This is a genomic window from Streptomyces sp. NBC_00454 (assembly GCF_041434015.1).
In the GTDB taxonomy this organism is placed as follows: domain Bacteria; phylum Actinomycetota; class Actinomycetes; order Streptomycetales; family Streptomycetaceae; genus Streptomyces.
Window position 1 is genome coordinate 3756684 of the sequence record NZ_CP107907.1, and the last position, 20973, is coordinate 3777656.

The following is a 20973-nucleotide window of genomic DNA, read 5'->3' on the forward strand; positions in this document are numbered from 1 at the left end:
GGGGCGGGGCTCAGTCGAGCTTGGTGACGTCGAGCTCGCCCTCCGCGTACTGCTTGCGGATCACCTTCTTGTCGAACTTGCCGACGCTCGTCTTCGGCACCGCCTCGATGAACGCCCAGCGCTCGGGCAGCTGCCACTTGGCGATCGACTGGCCGAGGAAGGCGCGCAGCCCCGCGTAGTCCACGGTGGCCCCCTCCTTCAGGACGACGGTGGCCAGCGGGCGCTCGTCCCACTTGTCGTCGGGAACGGCGACGACCGCCGCCTCGGCGACCTCGGGGTGGGCCATCAGCGCGTTCTCCAGCTCCACGCTGGAAATCCACTCGCCGCCGGACTTGATGACGTCCTTGGCCCGGTCGGTGAGGGTGAGGTAGCCGTCGGAGCTGATCACTCCGACATCACCGGTCTTGAGCCAACCGTCCGCGCTGAACTTGTCCTCGGGCCGGAGCGGTTCACCGGACGCACCGCCGTAATAGGCGCCCGCGATCCAGGCGCCGCGGACCTCCAGCTCGCCCGCCGACTCGCCGTCCCAGGGCAGGAGGTCGCCACCGGGGCCCACCAGACGGGCCTCGACACCCGTCGGGAAGCGGCCCTGCGTGATGCGGTACGGCCACTCCTGCTCGGCGGTCAGACCGGCAGGCGGGTGGGCCATGGTGCCCAGCGGGGAGGTCTCGGTCATGCCCCAGGCGTGGCAGACCCGGACGCCCAGCTTGTCGTAGGCCTCCATCAGGGAAGGCGGACAGGCCGCGCCGCCGATGGTGACCTGCTTCATCGACGTCAGGTCGCGCGGGTTGGCGGTGACCTCGGCGAGCAGCCCCTGCCAGAGCGTGGGGACGGCCGCGGCGTGCGTGGGCTTCTCGCGCTCGATCATGTCGGCGAGCGGGGCGGGCTGCAGGAAGCGGTCCGGCATCAGCATGTTGATGCCGGTCATGAAGGTGGCGTGCGGCAGACCCCAGGCGTTGACGTGGAACTGCGGAACCACGATGAGGGTGGTGTCACGGTCGGTCAGTCCCATCGACTCGGTCATGTTGACCTGCATCGAGTGCAGGTAGATCGACCGGTGCGAGTAGATGACGCCCTTGGGGTCCCCGGTGGTGCCGGAGGTGTAGCACATGGCCGCGGCCTGGCGCTCGTCCAGCTCGGGCCAGGCGTAGGTGTCCGGGCGGCCCGCCAGGAGCTCCTCGTACTCGTGCACGCGCACGTCGAGGCCCTCCAGCACGGAGCGGTCGCCGACACCCGTGACGACGACGTGCTCCACGGTCGGCAGGTGCGGCAGGAGCGGCGCCAGCAGCGGCAGCAGGGTGCCGTTGACCAGAACGACCCGGTCGACGGCGTGGTTGACGATGAAGACCAGCTGCTCGGGAGGGAGCCGCAGGTTCAGCGTGTGCAGGACGGCCCCCATCGAGGGGATCGCGAAGTACGCCTCCACGTGCTCGGCGTTGTTCCACATGAGGGTCGCGACGCGGTCGTCCTGCTGGACTCCGAGCTCATCGCGCAGGGCATTGGCCAGGCGAGTGGCACGGATTCCGATCTCGGCGAAGCTGCGTCGGTGCGGCTCGGCCTCCCCGGTCCAGGTCGTGACCTGGGACTTCCCGTGGATCGTCATCCCGTGCTGGAGTATGCGGGTGACGAGGAGTGGTACGTCCTGCATCGTGCTCAGCAAAGCGTCCTCCCGGTGAGCGCTGCGGCGCTGCGGCGGCTACGGATGCTGCCGATTCTGCGCACGTACCGGTCGGCATGTCACTACCCAGCGGTAGAACACGCCCGATGTTTCACGTGAAACAGCGCGCGGACGGGTGAGTGTTTCACGTGAAACGTCGACGGGCTCAGCGAATCGGGGTCAGCGAACCGGGGTCAGTTCCGGGTCCTCGCGGAGCTTGACGAGCGCCCGGGAGACGGCGCTCTTGACCGTGCCGACGGAGACCCCGAGCAGCTCGGCGGTCTGGGCCTCGCTCATGTCCTCGTAGTACCGCAGGACCACCATCGCCCGCTGCCGGTCGGGCAGCCGGGTCACCGCGCGCCACATCGCGTCGCGCAGTGCCTGTGCCTCGGCGGGGTCGGCGGCCGGCGGCTCCTCGGGCTCGGGGAGCTCGTCGCAGACGAACTCGTCCACCTTGCGCTTGCGCCACTGGCTGGTGCGGGTGTTGACCAGGGCCCGGCGGACGTAGCCGTCCAGGGCCCGGTGGTCCTCGATGCGGTCCCAGGCCACGTACGTCTTGGCGAGCGCGGTCTGGAGCAGGTCCTCGGCATCGCAGGGGTTCGCGGTGAGCGAGCGCGCGGTCCGCATCAGGACCGTGCCGCGGGTCCGGACGTACGCCGAGAACGACGGGTACGGCGTCGGATTCGAGGCGAGCGTGCACACAGGCGTGGTCATGCCTCCACGCTAGGAGCGGGAGCTCTTCCCGGAATCGGCCGCAAGTGCCGAAGACGAGTCCGCCTCAGGTTGTAGGGGCGGGGGTCGCCCCACCTCCTGAAGGTGGAGGAGGTGGGGCTTCCCCTTTCCTCTGCCGGACGGGCGGTCAGCCCTCCGGCTGCCGCTTCCGGGCGGGGCGATCAGCCGTCGGCGCCGAGGATCAGGCCGGAGGTCGGGACCCCGGTACCGGCCGTGACCAGGGCGTACTCCGCCTGCGCGACCTGGTTGACGGAGGTGCCGCGCAGCTGGCGTACGGCCTCGGCGATGCCGTTCATCCCGTGCAGGTAGGCCTCACCGAGCTGGCCGCCGTGGGTGTTGATCGGGAGCGCGTCCGCGGCCACGAAATCGGCCGCCTCCCCCGGCTTGCAGAAGCCGAACTCCTCCAGCTGCATCAGGACGAAGGGCGTGAAGTGGTCGTAGAGGATGCCCACGTCGATGTCCGAGGGCCGCAGTCCGCTGGTCCGCCACAGCTGGCGGGCGACGACGTCCATCTCGGGCAGCCCGGTGAGGTCGTCGCGGTAGAAGGAGGTCATGCCCTCCTGGCGGCGGCCGGCGCCCTGCGCCGCGGCGGTGATCACGGCCGGCTTCTGCCTCAGGTCCCGGGCCCGCTCGGCGGTGGTGACCACAATGGCTTGGCCGCCGTCCGTCTCCTGGCAGCAGTCCAGCAGCCGCAGCGGTTCGACGATCCAGCGGGAGGCCGCGTGGTCGGCGAGGGTGATGGGCTTGCCGTGGAAATAGGCGGCCGGGTTGTTCGCGGCGTGCCGGCGGTCGGTGACCGCGACATGGCCGAAGGCCTCCGGGGTCAGGTTGTAGGTGTGCAGGTAGCGCTGGGCGGTCATGGCCACCCAGGAGGCGGGGGTGAGCAGCCCCCAGGGCAGTGACCAGCCGAGCGCCGCGCCCTCCGCCGAGGGCTCGCGCTGCTGGACGCCCGAGCCGAAGCGGCGGCCGGAGCGTTCGTTGAAGGCGCGGTAGCAGACCACGACCTCCGCGACCCCGGTGGCGACGGCGAGGGCGGCCTGCTGCACGGTGGCGCAGGCGGCGCCGCCGCCGTAGTGGATGCGGGAGAAGAAGGAGAGGTCTCCGATCCCCGCCGCCTGGGCGACCGTGATCTCGGGGCTGGTGTCCATCGTGAAGGTGACCATGCCGTCGACGTCGGCCGGCGTGAGCCCGGCGTCCTCGAGGGCCGCGTGAACGGCCTCGACGGCCAGCTTGAGCTCGCTGCGGCCGGAGTCCTTGGAGAACTCGGTCGCGCCGATGCCGGCGATGGCGGCGCGCCCGCCGAGCTCGTCGCGGGTGCGGACGCTCATGCGGTGCCTCCCTGGGTGCCCGGCGAGGTTCCGAGCTCGTTGCCCGGCGCGGTGTCCAGCGTGACGGTGACGGTGCCCGTGACGTGGTGGCCGATGCCGTTGGCCCCGATGACCCTGATCTCGGCGGTGTCCCCGTCGAGGGCGGTGACGGTGCCGGTGAGGGTCATCGTGTCGCCCGGGTAGTTGGGGGCGCCGAGGCGGATGGCCACCTTGCGCAGGACGGCGGCCGGGCCCAGGTGGTCGGTGATGTACCGGCCGACCAGACCGTTGGTGGTCAGGATGTTCATGAAGATGTCCGGGGAGCCCTTCTCCCGCGCGAGCTCCGCGTCGTGGTGCACGTCCTGGTAGTCGCGGGAGGCGATCGCGCCCGCGACGATCAGGGTGCGGGTGACCGGTATCTCCAGCGGCGGCAGTGTGTCGCCGATGTTCATGCGCCGTCCCCCTCGGGTGCGTGATCGGAGTTGCCGGAGCCGCCCGCACGGGCGGGCTCGCCGAACAGGAGCGCGCCCAGCTCGGCCAGGAGTTCGCTGCCGCAGCCCAGGTACGCGTCGAGCTGGCGCCCCCACAGGAAGTGCCGGTGGACGGGGTGGTCGAGGTCGGCGCCCATCCCGCCGTGCAGGTGCTGGCCCGCGTGGACGACCCGCTTGCCTGCCTCCGAGGCCCACCAGGCCGCCGTCAGCGCGTGCCGGCCCGCCACGAGCCCCTCGTCGACGCGCCAGGCCGCCTCGTACGCGGTGACCCGGATCGCCTCGGTGTCCATGTACGCGTCGGCCGCGCGCAGCATGACCCCCTGGTTCGTGGAGAGCGGCCGGCCGAACTGTTCGCGGGTGGAGGTGTACTCCACCGCGCGGGCGAGCGAGCCCGCGCAGACGCCTGCCTGGAGCCCGGCGAAGGCGATGCGGGCGACCGCCAGCACGTCGGCGTAGGCCTCCGCCGCATCCGCCGGGCCCGGCGCCCCGACGCGTTCCGCTTCGGCGTCGGCCAGGGTCAGGCTCCCGGCCGACCAGGGCGCGGTGGTCTCCACCGCCGAGGTGTGCACTCCCGGCGCGTCGGTCCGTACGAGCCACAGGGTCCCGGCGGCGTCCGGGACCAGCACGTGGGTGGCATCGCGCAGCCAGGGCACGGCGGGGGCGGTGCCGGTGAGCCGGCCGTCCTGCGTCGCGGTGATCCGGCCGCGGTTCGGGAAGGCACCGGCGGCCACCGCCTCGCCGGAGCCCAGGGCCGGCAGCAGCCGGGCGCGCTGCTCGGGGCTGCCGTGCCGGGTCAGGGCGAGGATCCCGTAGACGCATGTGGCGGCGTACGGGGTCTGCGCGGTGGTGCGGCCCTGCTCCTCCAGCAGGAGCACCAGGCCGAGCAGGCCGACCTCCTCGACGGCGCCGGTCAGCCCGGCGGTGGTGAGGGCCTTCCACAGCTCGGAGTCGCTGCCGGTGCCGGTGGCGGCGAGGCGGTCGTGGGTGGCCAGATCGCGGAAGATCTGGGCGGCGAGCCCGGCGGCCGCCGCCTGTTCCTCGGTGGGGTGGAAGTCCATCAGGCCTCGCTCCCCCGGAAGACGGGCAGTTCCAGTTCCTCGTCCACGCGCAGGAACTCCAGTTGTACGGGCAGTCCGATGCGGACCTTGTCGGACGGGACTCCGGTGATGTTGCTGACCATGCGGACGCCTTCGGCGAGCTCGACGAGCGCCACGGCGTAGGGCGGGTCGAAGGCCGGGAACGGCGGGTGGTGCATGACCACGTAGCTGAACACCGTGCCTGCGCCGGAGGCCTCGACCGTGTCCCAGTCCAGGCTCGCGCAGTCGTTGCAGCCGGGGAGCCAGGGGAAGCGGAGCGTGGCGCAGGCGGTGCAGCGCTGGATCAGCAGCTTGTGCTCGCGGACCCCCTCCCAGAAGCCCTGGTTGTCGCGGTTGATCACGGGGCGGGGACGCTGGGCGGTCCTCTTCGGCGGCCGGGCTGGCTGAGCGGCCAGCTGCGCGGCTGGCTCGGCCGCCTTCTTCGCGGCCGGTACGTACTTGAGGATCCGGAACCGGTGCGTACCGGCCACCTCGCCGTTCGCGCGGACGTCCATGCGGGTGGTGACGAAGTGCCCGGTGCCCAGCTTGGTGGTCTTGCGCGGCGACACCGACTCGATGACGGCGTCGAAGGTGATCGCGTCGCCGGGGCGCAGCGGCCGCAGGTACTCCTGCTCGCAGTCGGTGGCGACCACGGAGGTACAGCCCGCGCCGTCGAGCAGCGCGAGGAGTTCGTCGTAGGCGGAGGAACGGCCGGCGTGGCCGGAGAGTCCGCCCATCGTCCAGGCCTGGAGCATGGTGGGCGGAGCGATGGCCCCGGGCCCGGTGTAGGCGGGGCTGGTGTCGCCCATGGCCTCGCACCAGTGACGGATCATCGGCTCGTTGACCGCGTCCCTGCCCTGTCCGGCGGTGGCGGCGGGCCGCCCTTCGAAGGCCTTCAGCAGCGCGTGGAACCGGGCTGCCTCTTCCTCGTCGGCAGCGGCGGTGACGGCAGCGCTTGCCGTGCCGGTGGCGCTGGCGTTGCTGGCGTTGCTGGCGTTGCTGGCGGTCATCTCTTCCTCCCCTTCATGCCGAGCCGCATCATCGCGACGATCTCCCGTTGGACCTCGCTGACGCCGCCGCCGAAGGTGTTGACCTGGGCGGCCCGGTTCATCCGCTCCAGCTCGCCGCCCGCGAAGGCCCCGGCCCCCCTGATCAGGGCTTCTTCCCCCACCACTTCCTGGCAGATCCGGTAGACCTCGACGGTGGACTCGGTGCCCAGGAACTTCACGCCGCTCGCGTCGCCGGGGGCCAGTGAGCCGGCCCCGACGTCCTGGACGAGGCGCCAGTTGAGGAGGCGTACGGCGGCCAGGCGCGCGTGGGCCTCGGCGAGCCGGGACTGCACCCAGGGGCGGTCGGCGGGACGCTCGCCGGTGACCGGGTCGGGGGTACGGGCATGGTCGAGCGCGCCCTCGTAGAAGTCCTCGGCCTGCATGCCGATGGCCGCGAGCGCCACGCGCTCGTGGTTCAGCTGGTTGGTGATCAGGCCCCAGCCGCCGTGCTCGGGGCCGACGAGGTTGCCGGCGGGCACGCGGATGGAGTCGTAGTACGTGGCGGTCGTGGTCAGGCCGCCGACCGTCTCGATCGGGGTCCAGGCGAAACCGGGGCTCCCGGTCGGCACCAGGATGATGGAGATGCCCTTGTGCTTGGGGGCCTCGGGGTCGGTGCGGCAGGCGAGCCAGATCCAGTCGGCGTTCTGGGCGTTGGAGGTGAAGATCTTCTGCCCGTCGACCACCCAGTCCTCGCCGTCCCGCACGGCTTTGGTGCGCAGGGAGGCGAGGTCGGTGCCCGCCTCGGGCTCCGAGTAGCCGATGGCGAAGACGAGTTCGCCCTTGAGGATCCGGGGCAGGAAGTAGTCCTTCTGTTCCTGCGTCCCGTACTTCATCAGGGTCGGGCCGACGGTGTTGAGGGTGACCATGGAGACGGGGGCACCTGCCCGGTAGGCCTCGTCGAAGAACACGAACTGCTCGTCGGGCCCGCGGCCCTGGCCTCCGTACTCGACGGGCCAGCCGAGGCCGAGCAGCCCGTCGGCGCCTATGCGGCGCAGTAGTGCGCGTTGCTCGGCGGGGTCTTGGGGCACCCCGTCCGGCAGCAGGTTTCCGAAGTAGTCCCGCAGCTCGGCACGGAGCCGCAACTGGCCTTCGGTCGGGGCGAGGTGCACGGCGCTGGCCTCCCGGCATCACATCATCAAGTGGACCTGACTGTCCGTCAGATTCCACGTGGATGTCAAGGCCGGGGAGCGGCGACAAGGGCCGGGAAACGCCCGAGGGCGCCTGCGCTACCGGACCCCAGCCGGTCCGGTCGCACAGGCGCCCTCAACAGTCAGCGCGGCTCAGGCCGCAGCTACCGCCAGGGATAGAAGTTCACCGCGACAGTTGAGTTGTGCTGCTCGATCGCGGTGAAGGCCGAGCCGTTGACCTGCGCGGTGTTGTTCTGGTTGGACGCACCGGAGCCGGTGGCCACCTGCTGCGATGTGGAGGAGTTGCCGTGGTTGCTGCCGCCGACGCCGCTGCCGATGATGCTGGCGACGCTCGCATTCGATCCGTCGTTCGCGAAGGCGCCGTTGTCGGCCGACGCCACCCCGCCGAACAGGGCGACGGCGAGGGGGAGAGCGGCGACGGCGGCGATGACGCGGGCGGTACGGATGCTTGCCATGTCTGAATCCTCCATGAAACCGAAGTGGGGGTTGCTCCAAGGCAGTTGGCCGACTGTCTCGGTTCGTTCCGTGCTGTGCGGCGTCGCGACACCAGAGTTGCCCACCGAATCCCCGGCGAACCACCCCGGAGCCTGCGATTCCCCCGCAAGCATGACCAACATCGGATAAACCTCATTCGCGCCCCCGCCCCCGCAGGTCAGCGCCCCGACAACCGGCGAAACCCCCGCCGCGCAAGAGGCGAAGCGTTCCGCCAACCCGCCGGCCCCGGACATGCCGAAAAGGGCCGCGCCGTCCGGGAACCCCACCGTCTCCCGGGCCTGCGGCCCTGCAATGCCAAGCTTCGCGCCCCCTGCACGCCCCCGGCACCCGCCGGGGCAATCCCACCGTGCCCCGCTCCGGGGCACCCACGCGGCGCGATCCGCGGTCGCGGCCTGCTTCCACCGACCGACCGGGCTCCAGCGCCTGCTGCCGTGCTCGTACGTGCTGCGTGCTGCGTGCTGCGTGCTGCGTGCTGCGTGCTGCGTGCTGCGTGCTGCGTGCTGCGTATTGGGTCCTGCGCATTGGGTCCTGCACGTCGTGTCCTGCGTACGGCGTGCGGCGTCCTACGGGCCACGTCTCGGCGGCTGCGTGCTACTGCTGCCGCCCTGCTCCTACGGTTGCCCTGCTCGAGCCGTCCTGCGCGACCGTGCGACTACGCGGCGAGCGCCATCTCCCGGCGGGCGGCGGCGACCCGGACCGCTGCGGCGACCGCGGCCGTACGGTGACCGCTGTCGGACTCGAACGCGGAGCGGGAGCCGGAGTCGGAACCAGTGGCGAGTGCGGCGGCGGTGCTGGAGCGGCGGACGGACGGGGTCTTGCCGTGGGCCTCTGCGCGGATGCGCTGCTTGATGGTGGGCGGGAGCGATCCGCCCCGCATCATCGCCCGCCAGGTGCGCCGGGCCATGAAGGTCGGCCGGCTCGCGGCGGCGGCCACGGGGGTGACGGGGGAGGAGAGCGAAGCGGCGGCGGCCGGGGCGGCCTTGCCACCGAACCCGAGGGAGGCGAAGAGGGCCACGAGAGCTGCGAGGACGGTGGTCCAGATCGACGTGATGGTGCTGCGGTGAGCCATGACGGTTCCCTCATTTCGCGATGTTCCGACGGGCGGATCTGAATACATTCGTCATGATGCGAGCGCAACCGCACGGCCTCCACGACGCGCGCCGATCTTCCGACAAACACCACCCAAAGGGACCAATGCCATGATTTCCACCCCGGAAATCATTGGCGTACGGCCGGTCCGACGCCGGAGGATCCGGGCATGGGAACCGACATCTACGGCGTCATCGAATGCCGCTGGGACCGCTGGCTGGACGAGGACGACCGCAGCTGGGACGCGGTCTGCAGCATCGACCACCTCTACAACAGCCGTTCCTATGCCGCCTTCGGCGCCCTCTTCGGCGTCCGCGACACCACCTCTTTCCGGCCGCTCGCCGCCGACCGCGGCTTGCCGCCGGACGTATCGCCGATGACCCTGAGCCACCACACGCCGTCCGATCAAGGCACCACATGGATCAGCTGGGCGGAACTGGAGGCCGCCGACTGGGACGAGTACGCCGCCGAGCCCGACGACTGCGTCCACGAATACCGCCGGGGCCCCGATGGCACATGGGTGCTCCAGGGCCGGAACATGGACCTCAATCGATGGGGGAAGCTGGCCGGCGTCAAGGACCCCCTGGCCCTCTACCGCGCCGGCCGCGTCTACCCAGAAGGCACCGAGTGGCCCGACGGGGACCGGCTCTTCCGCGTCGGACGGCTCCGCCGCCGCGAGGTCGTAGGGGACAGCGATTGGGGCGCTCTCTGGACCGTCATGCGCACGCTCGCCGGGCTGCATGGTGCCGAGGGCGTGCGTCTGGTGGTCTGGTTCGCCTGAGGCGGGAGTCCGTGCGGACGGCACGGCCGAGGCGGGCACATGCAGAAGGGGTGCCACCGGATCGGTGGCACCCCTTCTGAGCCGGGCCCTGAGGCCCCGCAATGCGGTGGGTGTGGGATTTGAACCCACGGTGACTCGCGCCACGACGGTTTTCAAGACCGTTCCCTTAGGCCGCTCGGGCAACCCACCTGGCGGGTACAGAGTACCGGGCGGTGGGGGTGGGCGGCGCTGCGGATTTCCGGGGTCAGGCGGCCCGGGTCCCGGGTGCTCCGGGGCTATGAGGTGAGGAGGACGCCTCCGTAGGAGACTCCCGCCACCACCAGCCAGGCGGCTAGGCCCAGGAGGGCGGCGCGGCCGCCGGTGCGGGAGAGGGCCGGAAGGTTGACCGCGGAGCCCAGCCCGAACAGGGCCGAGGCGAGCAGCAGTTCCTGCGCGGTGTGCGCCCATTCCAGCGCTGTGTCGGGCAGTACCCCGGTGGCACGGAGCGCGGCCGCCGCGAGGAATCCGGCCACGAACAGCGGCACCGGAGCCGGCCGGCGGCCCGAGGTTGTGCGCACACCGCGCTTGCGGGCCCGCGCCGAGAAGGCCACCGCCGCCACCAGCGGGGCCAGCATCGCCACCCGCATCAGCTTGACCAGCACCGCTTCGCCGAGTGCCCCCGGGCCCGCGGTCTGGGCCGTCGCCACCACCTGGCCGACGTCGTGGACGCTGGCGCCCACCCAGCGGCCGAACTCCGGGTCGGAGAGCCCCAACGGGGCCTGGAGCAGCGGAAGTACCGCGATGGCCAGGGTCCCGCAGAGGGTGACCAGGGCGACCGAGGAGGCCACGTCCTCCTCGTCGCTGCCGGAGACCTCGCTGACGGCTCCGATGGCAGAGGCACCGCAGATCGAGTATCCGGTGGCGATCAGCAGCGGCTGGTCGCCCGGGAGGCCGAGCCTGCGGCCCAGCCAGAGGGTGCCGAAGAAGGTCGCCGCCACCACGGCACCCACCATCGCCACCGTGGCCCAGCCCAGCCGGAGCACCTGGTCCAGGCCCAGCGCCAGGCCCAGCAGGACGATGCCGAGCCGCATCAGCCGCCTCCCGGCCAGGGAGAGGCCCGGCCGCGCGGATCCACGTACGAAGCCCCGTAGGCCCGGAAGGTGCGCGGCGGTGATGCCGAGAACCACGGACGCCGTCAGCATCGGGACCCACGGAACCAGCCTGTGGACGGACCAGGCCACCAGGACTCCGGCCGCCGCCAGTCCCAACCCGGGCCACGGAGCGGATGTTTCACGTGAAACATCGTCCGGAACCGGCGAGCCCGCTCCGCTCAACGGGCGGTTCAGCAGGGCCATCAGTCGGCCGGGAGGGTGTAGACGCGGCGGACGCTGCTGCCCAGGCGGACGACGTCGGCCCCGTAGACGTGGAGGGATATCGCCTTCGTGCCACAGGAGTTGCGGACCTTGTGGATGTCTCCTGGCGGGGCGAACCCGCAGACCTCCCCCGGGCCGTTGACCACGTGTTCCGTCGCCACCAGCCGGGCTCCGGAGGTGGCCGTGGCCGGGGCCAGGCGGTAGCGGAGCTCGCTCTCCTCGCCTTGGTGCACGCCGGCCACGCACCACGAGACGTGGTCGTGGATGGCGGTCTCCTGACCCGGCAGCCACACCAGGGCCACCACCGAGAAGCTGCCGTCCGGCTCCGCGTGCAGGACGTGCTGCCGGTACCGGTCGGGGTGACCCTCGCACTGTTCGGCGGCGAGCAGGCCGGGCATCCCCAGGTGGGGGGCGAGCCGCTCACCGACCAGGTAGGCGGTCAGGTCGGGGGCCAGACCCCGTTCGACGACCGTACGGATCTCATCGACGAGGGCGGCCATCCTCGCGGTCGTTCGGGCCGGCGTGGTGGTGGTCATAGGGGGAGCGTCTGCGAGCCCACCCATCACGTCCAACGACAGTTCTGAGCCGAATTCCCAAGTCCCGCTTATGGGTTGGCGAAGGGATCTTCCTGCCCGGTCAGCAGCCGATCCGGTTCGATGCCGCCTGCCTCAAGGTGTCCAGGACCACCGCCGTCGCCGGGATCCGCAGATGGTCGCGGTACACGTAGGCGGAGATGTGGCGGCGGGCGGCCGGCTGCAGGGCCCGCCCGCACACCTTGGTCAGGGACAGCGAGGGGAGTACCAGCGCGGGCATCATGGCGACGCCCAGCCCCTGGGCGACCAGGCTCTGCACCACCAGGTTGTCGTCGGTGGCGAAGCGGATGTCGGGGACGAAGCCCAGCTCCGCGCATTCGTGCAGCAGGTTCGCCCGGCAGCGCGGGCAGCCCGCGATCCACCGCTCCTCGGCGAGGTCCGCCAGGTGCACGGCCCGCCGCCGGGCCAGCGGGTGCCCGGTCGGCAGCAGCACCGTCAGCTGGTCCTCCAGCAGCTTGACCTCGGCCACCGCCTCCGGGATCTCCTCGTGCAGCCCGGGATAGGTGAAGGCCAGGGTGATGTCGCACTCCCCTCGCTCCAGCCTGCGCAACGAGTCCGGGGGCTCGCCCTCCAGCAGCTCGACCTGGATGCCCGGGTGGTCCTTGGCCAGACCGCTCAGGGCTTCCGGGACGAGGGTGACGTTGGCGCTGGGGAATCCGCAGAGCCGGACGCGGCCGGTGCGCAGCCGGGCGTAGGCCTTCAGCTGGGCCTCGGCGGCGGAGAGGCTGCCGAGGATGGACTCGGCGTGCCGGGCCATGGATTCCCCGGCCTCGGTGAGCTGCATGCGGCGCCCGACGCGGGTGAACAGCGGGGTTCCGGCGGCGCGTTCGAGCGCCTTCATCTGCTGGGTGATCGCGGGCTGGGTGTACCCCAGGACGCGCGCGGCAGCCGAGTAGGACCCGGAGGCCACCACTTCGTGGAACGTCCGTATGTGCCGCGAATCGAACACCCTTGAAGCATAAGCGGATGTTGGGAGGGGCCGCAGGCGGAATCCCGCCTGCGGCCCCTCCCCATCAAGCCAGTTGGGCCCGTGGCCCGGGTGCCTACTTGTCGCCCACCCGCGAACCGAAGGTGATGTCCACGGTGGTCGGCTTGCCGCCGCGCAGGTAGGTCAGCTTCACCGTCTCGCCCGGCTTGTACGTCCAGATCTCGCTGATCAGGGTCGGGCCGCTGTCGATGGCCTTGTCCCCCAGCTGGGTGATGATGTCGCCGGGCTTCAGGCCCGCCTTGCCGGCCGGGCCGTTCGGGTCGACCAGCTCGTTGGCGGACGCGCCGCTCTCGGAGATCTTGGCGCCCTCGGTCTTGGCCGCGAGGTCCACGGAGACCGAGATCACCGGGTAGACCGGCTTGCCCGTCTTGATCAGCGACTCGGCCACGTTCTTGGCCTGGTTGATCGGGATGGCGAACCCGAGGCCGATGGAGCCGGCCTGGCCGCCGCCGAAGCTGCCGTTGCCCGCCGACTGGATCGCGGAGTTGATGCCGATGACCGCGCCGCGGCCGTCGAGCAGCGGGCCGCCGGAGTTGCCCGGGTTGATCGAGGCGTCCGTCTGGAGGGCGCTCATGTACGAATTCTTGCCGCCGGAGCCGTCACCGGAGGCGACGGGGCGGTTCTTGGCGCTGACGATGCCGGTCGTGACCGTGTTGGCCAGGCCGAAGGGGGCGCCGATCGCAATGGTCGAGTCGCCGACGGCGACCTTGTCCGAGTCGCCCAGGGGGAGCGGCTTGAGGCCGGAGGGCGGGGTCTTCAGCTTGATGACGGCCACGTCATAGCCCTGGGCCCGGCCGACGACCTCGGCCTCGTACTTCTTGCCGTCCGAGAACGTCGCGGTGAGCTTGCCGCCGTTGGCGGCGGAGGCCACCACGTGGTTGTTGGTGAGGATGTGGCCCTGCTGGTCGTAGACGAACCCGGTACCGGTGCCGCCCTCGCCGTCTCCGGCCGAGGCCTCGATGGTGACCACGCTGGGCAGCGCGCCGGCGGCCAGGCCCGCGACGGAGCCGGCCTCCCGCTTGAGGTCCTTGGGGGTGTTTCCGGCGCTGACCGTGGTCGAGCCGGAACCCTTGGAGCTCCGGTCGGCCGCCCAGTAGCCGACGCCGCCGCCGACGCCGCCCGCGAGGAGGGCCGCCACGAGAACGCCGGCGATCATGCCGCCCTTGCCCTTCGGCTTGGGCTGCGGAGCTCCGGCCGCGAGCGGCGGAACGCCCCACGCGCCACCGCCGTGGCCGCCGTCGGACGCGTACGCGGGGGCCGCGGGCGGCGGCGGGGGCCAGCCCTCGGCGCCGTGCGCCTGCGCCTGCGGCGCGGGGGCGGGCGCCTCGGCGTACGCCGGAGCCTGCCCGTACGCCGGAGCCTCGGGCTGCGCGGCCGAGGCCGGGGCCGGGGCCGAAGTCTGCGGGAGCTGCTGGGTCGGCTCGGCGCCGGGCGCGGGCGTCGGCGGCAGCTGCTGGGTCACCGGATCGGCGGCCGCGGGAACCACCGGCGGCGCGTCTTCGGGCGCGGGAGCGGCCGGCGTGTCAGGCGCCTCGGGGGCGTGAGCGGCCACCGGGGGTACGGGCGGGGCCGCGGGGGGCGTCGGGGCCGCGGTGCCCTCGTTCTCGGTGCTCACAGCGCTCTCTCCTCGTCACACACGGCTTCAAAAATCTGGCGATATCGGTCCGACTGAACGTTCGACGTGCCGCACAAGTTCCTGGGCAAAGCCTTTCCCATGACCCGTCAGAGCACTGTAAGCCGGACCTGTGAGTCTCCCCCATCCTTTATCTCCGACATTTCGGACGCATCCGCAGAAGTACCCGTCGGGCTCCCCACGACATCGGGACCCCTCCCGGTGGCACCATGGCCCCGTGACCCACGCAACGCCGCGCCCCATCCAGGTCGTCGCCCACCGCGGCGCCTCGGAGGATGCCCCCGAGCACACCCTGGCCGCCTACCGCAAGGCCATCGAGGACGGGGCCGACGCCCTCGAGTGCGATGTCCGGCTCACGGCCGACGGCCATCTGGTCCTCGTCCACGACCGCCGGGTCAACCGCACCTCCAACGGGCGGGGCGCCGTCTCGGCCCTGGAGCTCGCCGATCTCGCCGCACTCGATTTCGGCTCGTGGAAGGACCGCGAGGAGTCCCCCGACTGGGACGCCGACCCCGAGCGCACCTCCGTGCTCACCCTGGAGCGGCTGCTGGAGCTGGTCGCGGACGCCGGACGGCCGGTGCAGCTGGCGATCGAGACGAAGCATCCGACCCGCTGGGCCGGACAGGTGGAGGAGCGCCTGCTCTTCCTGCTCAAGCGCTTCGGCCTGGACGCCCCGCCCGCTGAGGGCCCGCACCCGGTCCGGGTGATGAGCTTCTCCGCCCGCTCCCTCCACCGGATGCGGGCGGCCGCGCCGACCGTCCCGACCGTGTACCTGATGCAGTTCATCTCGCCCCGGATGCGGGACGGGCGACTGCCGGCCGGGGTGCGGATCGCGGGCCCCGGGATGCGGATCGTGCGCAACCATCCGGGCTTCGTCCGCAAGCTTCAGGCAGCGGGTCACTCCGTACACGTGTGGACGGTAAATGATCCAGAAGATGTTCAGCTCTGCGCTGATTTGGGTGTAGAAGCGATCATCACGAACAGACCCCGACAGGTTCTGTCACAACTAGGGCGCTGACGTCCCCTTTTGCGCACCCGTCACTCACGACCCGTTCGTGACGGGGTGTGCACCGGCGCATCCGCTCCGCATTCGGCCATGACGAATGCGCCAGAGGCCTCCGCTTCGGCGGTTTCCGGTCCAGGCCATTGGGGCATCCAGACCATGCGTGGGGCTAAGGAGGTTCCGGGGGTGGCGTTGATGGTGGCACAGGAAGTGCCCACGTCGTCGTGCATGGACGTACGCCATGGTCCTGCGGGCGTGGGCGAGGCGAGGCACCGGATGCGCGAACAATTGCGCGTCAACGGGGTGTCCGAATCGGTCGTGGACGACGCAGTTCTGATCCTTTCCGAACTGCTCAGCAATGCCTGCCGGCACGGCAGACCGCTGGGCGCGCGGGAGGTCGGCGACGGCGAGATACGCGCGTCGTGGTGCGTCGACAAGGCGGGGCGGCTGACGGTCGAGGTCACGGACGGCGGCGGGCCCACCCGCCCCATCCCGGCCACGCCCTCGGTCACCGCGCGAGGCGGGCGGGGGCTGAACATCATCAGCGCCCTGGCCCAGGACTGGGGTGTCCGGGATGGAGCGGCAGGCGAAGTCACCGTATGGGTGACCGTTGCCTGTGGGGCCCGGCACGAGGATTTCGCTACGCGCGTCGCGCCCCCGGCGATCGACTTCTGTACGGCCTTCGACGATCTGGATCCGTGATCTCTCCCAGATCTCTCATTTCCGGTCTCCGAGAAGGCAGATGGCGGCCGTCCGGGAGCGCACGCCGACCGTGCTCCCGGCCGCACCCCACCGGTTCCGGCGGTACGAACGGCTAGGCTCGCGCCCAGACCGACGCCGTACCGCCGCAACCGGGAGACACCCACGATGGCCAAGAAGCGCCCCGCCGCGAAGACCGCAAAGCCGCAGCTCAACAACGGGGAGATCCCGGTGGTGGGCGCCCGCGAGCCCTGCCCCTGCGGATCCGGGCGCCGCTACAAGGCCTGTCACGGCGCGGCCGCCGCGCACGCCGTCACCGAGCACGTGGCCCGCCCGTTCGAGGGCCTGCCCGGCGAATGCGACTGGGTGGCGCTGCGCGAGCTCGTGCCCGCCGCGACCATCCCGCTCACCCTCAAGGACGGCCTGCCCGAGGGCGTCCCCTCCGTCACCCTGGTGACCGTGCTCCCGCTGGCCTCGCCGGCGCTGCGCCGCGAGGACGGCTCCATCCTGCTCGGCCTCCAGAACGACTCGACCTCCGGCGACCTCTCCCGGGACATGGCCGACACCCTGGAGCGCGCGTTCGCCGCCGAGCCGGGCACCGTCGTCGCGGCCCGCCGGGTTCCCGCCGAGGGTCCGCGACTTCAGGATCTCCTGGCCGCCGACGGCGTTTTCGAGCCGGTTGTCCACAGCGGCTTCGAATTCTGGATTCCGGAGGCTGACGGCGCCCAGAACGCTTCGCCGGAGATCGCCGCCTCCCTGGAGCGCGCCAACGCCGCCGCCATCCCGACCGTCAAGCTGGCCGGCGTGGACGCCGCCTACTGGTGCGAGACCCCGGACAAGAACCACCTGCGCTGGGTCATGCCGCAGCCGGAGGAGAAGCTGCTCGACGCGCTCGCGCGACTGCACGCGGCGGGCACCTCCTCGCTCGGCGAAGGCACCAAGCTCGTCGGCTCCTTCCGCGCGCACGGCCTGATGGTCCCCGTCTGGGACCTGCCCACCGGGGTCTCGGCCGACGACGTGGAGAAGCCGGCCGCCGAGCTCGCGGAGCGGCTGGCCGCGGCGCTGGCCACGGAGGCGCCGCTGACCACGGAGGAGCGCCGGGCGCGCGGCGGTCTCACCAACCGCCAGGTGACGCTCAGCTGATCGGCCGCCGGGCCCGTCCGCGGGCCCCGGCGCCGGAGGGTGACGGGCCATCGGCAACCGGTGACCGGAGTCACAACTCCCGCTAATCGCCTGCAAATCGGTGTCTGAATATCAGAGATCGAATTTGCGAACAGGCGATCTCTTGTTACCGTTCTTGTAGCCCGGTCGCTGGTGCATCCCCCGTCGCCAGCGACCGGGCCCTTGATTTTCCGGTGATGTTCAACGGTCACCCGGGACCGGCGAGTTGCTGCCGGACCGCAGAAGCAGCGCCCCTTCCGCATCCGGAACTGCAAATTCCGCCACGGCCGAGTAGGCGTCCGCCGTTCCTGCCGAGGGATCTTTCGGCGTCTCGCACAATCCCGGCTCGTCACCCGCGCCGACCGCGCAGCGGATCTGCACCGTCCGCCCGGCGGGCCCCATCACCGTGAGCACCGCCTCCAGCGCGCGACCGCTGGTGTTCCGGTAGTAGCTGCGCCCCCAGGTCCGTCCCTCACCGGTCAGCACGCAGGTCTGGGCCTCCACGCCCTGGGGAGCGGAGAGTTCGGGTCCGCAGTGCGCGTCCGTACGGGGCTGTTCGGCCGGTCCCGGCCGGGCGGGCGCCCCCGCGGACGGGGCTCCGGACGCGGCCCCTGAGCCGGCGGCGGGCCCCGCTGCGGGTACGCGCGTACGGGGTCGGCCGGAATCGGAACCACCGCCGGAATCGGGAGAGTCGCCGAGTCCGAAGGTGGAGAGCAGACCGCCGCCTTTTCCGTCACTCTGACCGGCGAAATCCGGCCCGGCGATCGCTCCCGCCAGTGGAAGCGACAAGATGATCAACACACCGGCGCCGATACCGATCAGGCGGAGATTCATTCGCCGAAGATAGCGACGCGGGAATGGGGCGCGGAGATCCCCGCGCCCAATTCCCTTGGAAACTCGTCACGCTGACACCCGTACGAGTGATCCCCGGGCGCCCCACACGCCCGTTCCGGCCGCTGCGGCGGGCGCACCGGGTCAGTACGCGAGCCGGCTGCCGCCGCCGGAGGCCCCGCTGCTCGCCTCGACCAGCGCGTCCACGACCGCCTCCACCTCCGGCAGCCAGAGCTCACCGGCGACCGCGCCGGAGCCGTTCGCGCCGCCCGGCTCCCGCTCCCACCGCACCTGGCCGCCGCCGATCGCGGCGGAGGGCGGCAGCAGCAAGTAGCCGCCCTCGCCGTGGAATCGCAGCGAGGAAGGCACGTGGTCCTTGGCGTAGAGCAGCTCGCCGAGCCGCTCCAGCGAGTACGGCGCCACGAGCAGCGACCACCGCGTGGGCGTGGCCACGATCGGCCCGAGCCGCATGCCCTGCGCGTCGAGGCGTACGACGGCACGCGCGGCCGCGCCGGCCGGCAGGCTCACCGCACAGGGCGCGGACCCGCCGGTGGCCAGCAGGACCGAGGCACCGGGCCGGTTGGCCCACCACCAGGCGACCATCCGGGGGTCGGTGGTGGCCGCGAGCAGCCCGGGATCGAAGGGATGCGCGCCGGGTACGACGCAGTCGGGGTCGGGGCAGGCGCACCGCGCGCCGTCGGCGCCGGAGCGCCCGACAGCGGGCAGTACGGGCCACTGCCAGGTGACGGCGCAGTCGAGCGCCGCTTCGAGGTGGGCCGCCGCATCGCCCTGCGGCGGGGCGGGGCGCAGGGATTGCAAGCGATTGCGGAGCCGCTGGAGACGCCTTCCGAGGATCTCGCGCATGAGCGCTCGTTCCTTTCCGTTGAACGCCGAGGGCCACATCACACCATGTAAGCGGTGTTTCACCACACGTACACGTTTCGCGTCACTGTCCGCCAGAAGCAGGTTCACACGGTTCGTGCAGTTTTCTTACGGGTCCATGAAACGTCCGGCCGGGGCGGAACGCGACCCGCGCCGGCACCGGAACGGCTGTCGTCGATGGGGACGACGGTCCGTGCCGGGCGGTTCCCGACGGGTGCCGGGCTGCGCCAACTGTCCCCGCGCGCCACCGATTACGTACCCGGACCGACCCGGGGACCCGCCCAGTCGACCGCAAAAACCGTCCGCTTCCCCCATTTTCCGGCCAAGTTCTAGCCCCGACCGGACAGTGAGTTGCCGTCCCACGGACACCAGGATTCCCATGGGGGCAATGCTGGACATCGCTCCTCGTGTGCGTGTAGATGTGGATTCATAGAAGGCGGCGCAGCATGATCTGGGGGTTTGCGATGCTAAATGGCGAATCGCACCAGCTGGAAAGGCGGACGCCATGAGCGCCCCGCATTTGCCGAAAGTGGCTGGAATCGATCCAGCAGTTACAGCGTCCCCGCACACTGTGGCGCCCACACCGACGTCCACCACCGCGTCCACGCCCGCTCGCACGGCCCACGCTCCGGCGCAGGGACCCGCCGCGAGCTCGGTGATCCAGGACCGCCTGGCGGGCATGGTCTCCGACCTCACCACCCTCCACGAGCTCACCGAGCGGCTCGCCCGCGCCAGTGACCTCGGCTCCTCCCTCCAGGAGTTCCTGCGCGCCGGAGCCGCTCTGGTCGGCGCCCGCCGCGGCCTGATCGCCCTGGAACCGTCCGACGGACTCGGCCCCACCACCACGATCGGCCTCGGTCTCGGCCGCGCCGACCTCGGCCACATCGAGACGGTGCCGCGCAGCGCCACCTCGTACGGCCGCATCCTCGACGGGCTGCCCGACGCCCACGGGGGCTCCGAGGTGCTCCCCGAACCGGGCATGACCTCCGTCCCCGGCTCCGGCGGGTACGCCACCCCCGTCGACCCCCGCCACCGCGAGGTCGCCGCCCGCCTCGGCTACGCGGCCAGCTACACGCTGCCGCTGACCGCCGAGGCCACCGGCCGGCTCGGTGCGGCCGTCTGGCTCTACGACGAACAGGCCGAGCCGAGCGAGCGCCAGCGCGACCTGGTCGGGCTGTACGTACGGCACGCCTCCGAGCACCTGGCCCGGATGCTGGAGGTGGAGCGCTCCCGCTCCGACCTGGCAACCGTGGCCGAGGAGCTCCTGCCCAGCAGGCTGCCCCGCGTCTCCGGGGTCCAGCTCGCCGCCCGGCACCACACCGGCCCGCGCGGCGGAGGCGACTGGTACGACGCCCTGCCGCTGCCCGAAGGCGCCCTCGGGCTGGCCGTCGGCTCGGTCACCGGCTCCGGCCCGAGCGCCATCGCCGCGATGGGACGGCTGCGGGCCTCGCTGCGGGCGTACGCCGTCATGGAGGGGGAGGACCCCGTCGCGGTCCTCTCCGATCTGGAGCTGCTGCTGCGCCTGACCGAGCCCGCGCGCTCGGCCACCGCGCTCTTCGCCTACTGCGAGCCCGCCGGGACCTCCCCCACGGGCGGCCAGGGACGCAAGATCATCCTGGCCGGGGCCGGGCACACCCCGCCGCTGCTGATCGGCGAACGGCGCACCGAGTACGTGGAGACCACGCTCTCCGCGCCGCTGGGGATGCTGTCCTGCTGGGAGGCACCGAGCGTGGAGATCGAGCCCGCGCCCGGAGAAACGGTGCTGCTCTACACCGACGGGCTGCTGCGGCGGACCGGCGACCCGATGGACCGTGCGTACGCGCGGCTGCACGCCGCGGCCGCGGGAATCCCCCGTAGCGCCCGTGAGGACCCGGCCGCGATCTGCGACCACATCCTGCGGACGGTACTGCCTGAGGGGGGCCCGTCCGACGGTGCTCCGCTCGCCGGCACGGACGAGGACATCGTCCTGCTCGCGGCCCGGTTTGACTGATTTGTCACACGGCTCG

The 20973-nt window shown here is 71.7% G+C and carries 20 protein-coding genes and 1 tRNA gene; 5 read left to right on the forward strand and 16 right to left on the reverse strand.

The features are described from left to right. Nucleotides 1-10: 10 nt before the first annotated feature. The 9 genes from OHU74_RS17465 to OHU74_RS17505 all read right to left on the reverse strand — a co-directional run bounded on the left by OHU74_RS17465 (nucleotide 11) and on the right by OHU74_RS17505 (nucleotide 9024). Nucleotides 11-1660: a long-chain fatty acid--CoA ligase gene (locus OHU74_RS17465; RefSeq protein WP_371616758.1), complete on the reverse strand. Its 1650-nt coding sequence runs from the start codon at nucleotides 1658-1660 to the stop codon at nucleotides 11-13. 177 nt (nucleotides 1661-1837) lie between these two features. Further along, on the reverse strand, nucleotides 1838-2371 hold the full coding sequence (locus OHU74_RS17470) for a SigE family RNA polymerase sigma factor (RefSeq protein WP_371616759.1): 534 nt from the start codon (nucleotides 2369-2371) through the stop codon (nucleotides 1838-1840). Between the two features lie 179 nt (nucleotides 2372-2550). After that, complete coding sequence (locus OHU74_RS17475) at nucleotides 2551-3717, reverse strand: lipid-transfer protein (RefSeq protein ID WP_371616760.1); 1167 nt, start codon at nucleotides 3715-3717, stop codon at nucleotides 2551-2553. Continuing rightward, nucleotides 3714-4148: a MaoC family dehydratase gene (locus OHU74_RS17480; RefSeq protein ID WP_371616761.1), complete on the reverse strand. Its 435-nt coding sequence runs from the start codon at nucleotides 4146-4148 to the stop codon at nucleotides 3714-3716. The genes OHU74_RS17475 and OHU74_RS17480 overlap by 4 nt, the downstream gene beginning before the upstream one ends. Beyond that, nucleotides 4145-5245 carry an acyl-CoA dehydrogenase family protein gene (locus tag OHU74_RS17485; protein ID WP_371616762.1) on the reverse strand — a complete coding sequence of 367 codons (1101 nt, stop codon included), beginning with the start codon at nucleotides 5243-5245 and terminating at the stop codon, nucleotides 4145-4147. Before OHU74_RS17485 ends, OHU74_RS17480 begins: the two co-directional genes overlap by 4 nt. Further along, on the reverse strand, nucleotides 5245-6273 hold the full coding sequence (locus OHU74_RS17490) for a bifunctional MaoC family dehydratase N-terminal/OB-fold nucleic acid binding domain-containing protein (protein ID WP_371616763.1): 1029 nt from the start codon (nucleotides 6271-6273) through the stop codon (nucleotides 5245-5247). The genes OHU74_RS17485 and OHU74_RS17490 overlap by 1 nt, the downstream gene beginning before the upstream one ends. Then, a complete protein-coding gene (locus OHU74_RS17495) occupies nucleotides 6270-7421 on the reverse strand; it encodes an acyl-CoA dehydrogenase family protein (RefSeq protein WP_371616764.1) in 1152 nt (383 codons plus the stop codon). The genes OHU74_RS17490 and OHU74_RS17495 overlap by 4 nt, the downstream gene beginning before the upstream one ends. Nucleotides 7422-7603: 182 nt before the next feature. After that, the gene (locus OHU74_RS17500) at nucleotides 7604-7915 is read right to left on the reverse strand and encodes a hypothetical protein (RefSeq protein WP_371616765.1); all 312 of its coding nucleotides are present in this window, start codon (nucleotides 7913-7915) and stop codon (nucleotides 7604-7606) included. Between the two features lie 692 nt (nucleotides 7916-8607). Further along, a complete protein-coding gene (locus tag OHU74_RS17505) occupies nucleotides 8608-9024 on the reverse strand; it encodes a DUF6344 domain-containing protein (RefSeq protein ID WP_371616766.1) in 417 nt (138 codons plus the stop codon). 189 nt (nucleotides 9025-9213) lie between these two features. Between OHU74_RS17505 and OHU74_RS17510 the strand changes: the two genes are divergently transcribed. Continuing rightward, nucleotides 9214-9825, forward strand: a complete 612-nt coding sequence (locus OHU74_RS17510; protein ID WP_371616767.1) for a hypothetical protein — start codon at nucleotides 9214-9216, stop codon at nucleotides 9823-9825. 104 nt (nucleotides 9826-9929) lie between these two features. On the opposite strand, the gene OHU74_RS17515 is transcribed toward OHU74_RS17510, so the two are convergent. The 5 genes from OHU74_RS17515 to OHU74_RS17535 form a co-directional block, all read right to left on the reverse strand. After that, nucleotides 9930-10014 (reverse strand) — tRNA-Ser (locus OHU74_RS17515). An 86-nt stretch (nucleotides 10015-10100) separates the two neighbouring features. Next, the gene (locus OHU74_RS17520; RefSeq protein WP_371616768.1) at nucleotides 10101-11159 is read right to left on the reverse strand and encodes a YeiH family protein; all 1059 of its coding nucleotides are present in this window, start codon (nucleotides 11157-11159) and stop codon (nucleotides 10101-10103) included. Further along, nucleotides 11159-11713 (reverse strand): cysteine dioxygenase, encoded by a 555-nt coding sequence (locus OHU74_RS17525; RefSeq protein ID WP_371616769.1) that lies wholly within the window; start codon nucleotides 11711-11713, stop codon nucleotides 11159-11161. Before OHU74_RS17525 ends, OHU74_RS17520 begins: the two co-directional genes overlap by 1 nt. 100 nt (nucleotides 11714-11813) lie before the next feature. Then, a complete protein-coding gene (locus OHU74_RS17530; RefSeq protein ID WP_371616770.1) occupies nucleotides 11814-12719 on the reverse strand; it encodes a LysR family transcriptional regulator in 906 nt (301 codons plus the stop codon). A 94-nt stretch (nucleotides 12720-12813) separates the two neighbouring features. Next, a complete protein-coding gene (locus OHU74_RS17535; RefSeq protein WP_371616771.1) occupies nucleotides 12814-14373 on the reverse strand; it encodes a S1C family serine protease in 1560 nt (519 codons plus the stop codon). 235 nt (nucleotides 14374-14608) lie between these two features. Here OHU74_RS17535 and OHU74_RS17540 point away from each other — a divergent pair, with 235 nt between their 5' ends. From OHU74_RS17540 to OHU74_RS17550, 3 genes are all read left to right on the forward strand, one after another. Then, a complete protein-coding gene (locus tag OHU74_RS17540; RefSeq protein WP_371616772.1) occupies nucleotides 14609-15409 on the forward strand; it encodes a glycerophosphodiester phosphodiesterase in 801 nt (266 codons plus the stop codon). A 180-nt stretch (nucleotides 15410-15589) separates the two neighbouring features. Continuing rightward, the gene (locus tag OHU74_RS17545) at nucleotides 15590-16096 is read left to right on the forward strand and encodes an ATP-binding protein (protein ID WP_371619720.1); all 507 of its coding nucleotides are present in this window, start codon (nucleotides 15590-15592) and stop codon (nucleotides 16094-16096) included. A 165-nt stretch (nucleotides 16097-16261) separates the two neighbouring features. After that, on the forward strand, nucleotides 16262-17236 hold the full coding sequence (locus OHU74_RS17550) for a DUF5926 family protein (RefSeq protein WP_371616773.1): 975 nt from the start codon (nucleotides 16262-16264) through the stop codon (nucleotides 17234-17236). 219 nt (nucleotides 17237-17455) lie between these two features. On the opposite strand, the gene OHU74_RS17555 is transcribed toward OHU74_RS17550, so the two are convergent. Both OHU74_RS17555 and OHU74_RS17560 read right to left on the reverse strand, forming a co-directional pair. Beyond that, the gene (locus OHU74_RS17555) at nucleotides 17456-17758 is read right to left on the reverse strand and encodes a hypothetical protein (protein ID WP_330297364.1); all 303 of its coding nucleotides are present in this window, start codon (nucleotides 17756-17758) and stop codon (nucleotides 17456-17458) included. Between the two features lie 471 nt (nucleotides 17759-18229). Further along, entirely contained in the window at nucleotides 18230-18949 is a 720-nt protein-coding gene (locus tag OHU74_RS17560; protein ID WP_371616774.1) for a bifunctional DNA primase/polymerase, read from the reverse strand. 469 nt (nucleotides 18950-19418) lie between these two features. On the opposite strand from OHU74_RS17560, the gene OHU74_RS17565 reads away from it, so the two are divergent. After that, complete coding sequence (locus OHU74_RS17565) at nucleotides 19419-20957, forward strand: PP2C family protein-serine/threonine phosphatase (RefSeq protein WP_371619721.1); 1539 nt, start codon at nucleotides 19419-19421, stop codon at nucleotides 20955-20957. Nucleotides 20958-20973: the final 16 nt, after the last annotated feature.

Coding starts and splice junctions, on each gene's coding strand:
- OHU74_RS17470 (WP_371616759.1), bottom strand. CDS start 2,371: ATGACCACGCCTGTGTGCACGCTCGCCTCGAATCCGACGCCGTACCCG.
- OHU74_RS17475 (WP_371616760.1), bottom strand. CDS start 3,717: ATGAGCGTCCGCACCCGCGACGAGCTCGGCGGGCGCGCCGCCATCGCC.
- OHU74_RS17480 (WP_371616761.1), bottom strand. CDS start 4,148: ATGAACATCGGCGACACACTGCCGCCGCTGGAGATACCGGTCACCCGC.
- OHU74_RS17485 (WP_371616762.1), bottom strand. CDS start 5,245: ATGGACTTCCACCCCACCGAGGAACAGGCGGCGGCCGCCGGGCTCGCC.
- OHU74_RS17490 (WP_371616763.1), bottom strand. CDS start 6,273: ATGACCGCCAGCAACGCCAGCAACGCCAGCAACGCCAGCGCCACCGGC.
- OHU74_RS17500 (WP_371616765.1), bottom strand. CDS start 7,915: ATGGCAAGCATCCGTACCGCCCGCGTCATCGCCGCCGTCGCCGCTCTC.
- OHU74_RS17505 (WP_371616766.1), bottom strand. CDS start 9,024: ATGGCTCACCGCAGCACCATCACGTCGATCTGGACCACCGTCCTCGCA.
- OHU74_RS17510 (WP_371616767.1), top strand. CDS start 9,214: ATGGGAACCGACATCTACGGCGTCATCGAATGCCGCTGGGACCGCTGG.
- OHU74_RS17520 (WP_371616768.1), bottom strand. CDS start 11,159: ATGGCCCTGCTGAACCGCCCGTTGAGCGGAGCGGGCTCGCCGGTTCCG.
- OHU74_RS17525 (WP_371616769.1), bottom strand. CDS start 11,713: ATGACCACCACCACGCCGGCCCGAACGACCGCGAGGATGGCCGCCCTC.
- OHU74_RS17545 (WP_371619720.1), top strand. CDS start 15,590: ATGGTGGCACAGGAAGTGCCCACGTCGTCGTGCATGGACGTACGCCAT.
- OHU74_RS17550 (WP_371616773.1), top strand. CDS start 16,262: ATGGCCAAGAAGCGCCCCGCCGCGAAGACCGCAAAGCCGCAGCTCAAC.
- OHU74_RS17560 (WP_371616774.1), bottom strand. CDS start 18,949: ATGCGCGAGATCCTCGGAAGGCGTCTCCAGCGGCTCCGCAATCGCTTG.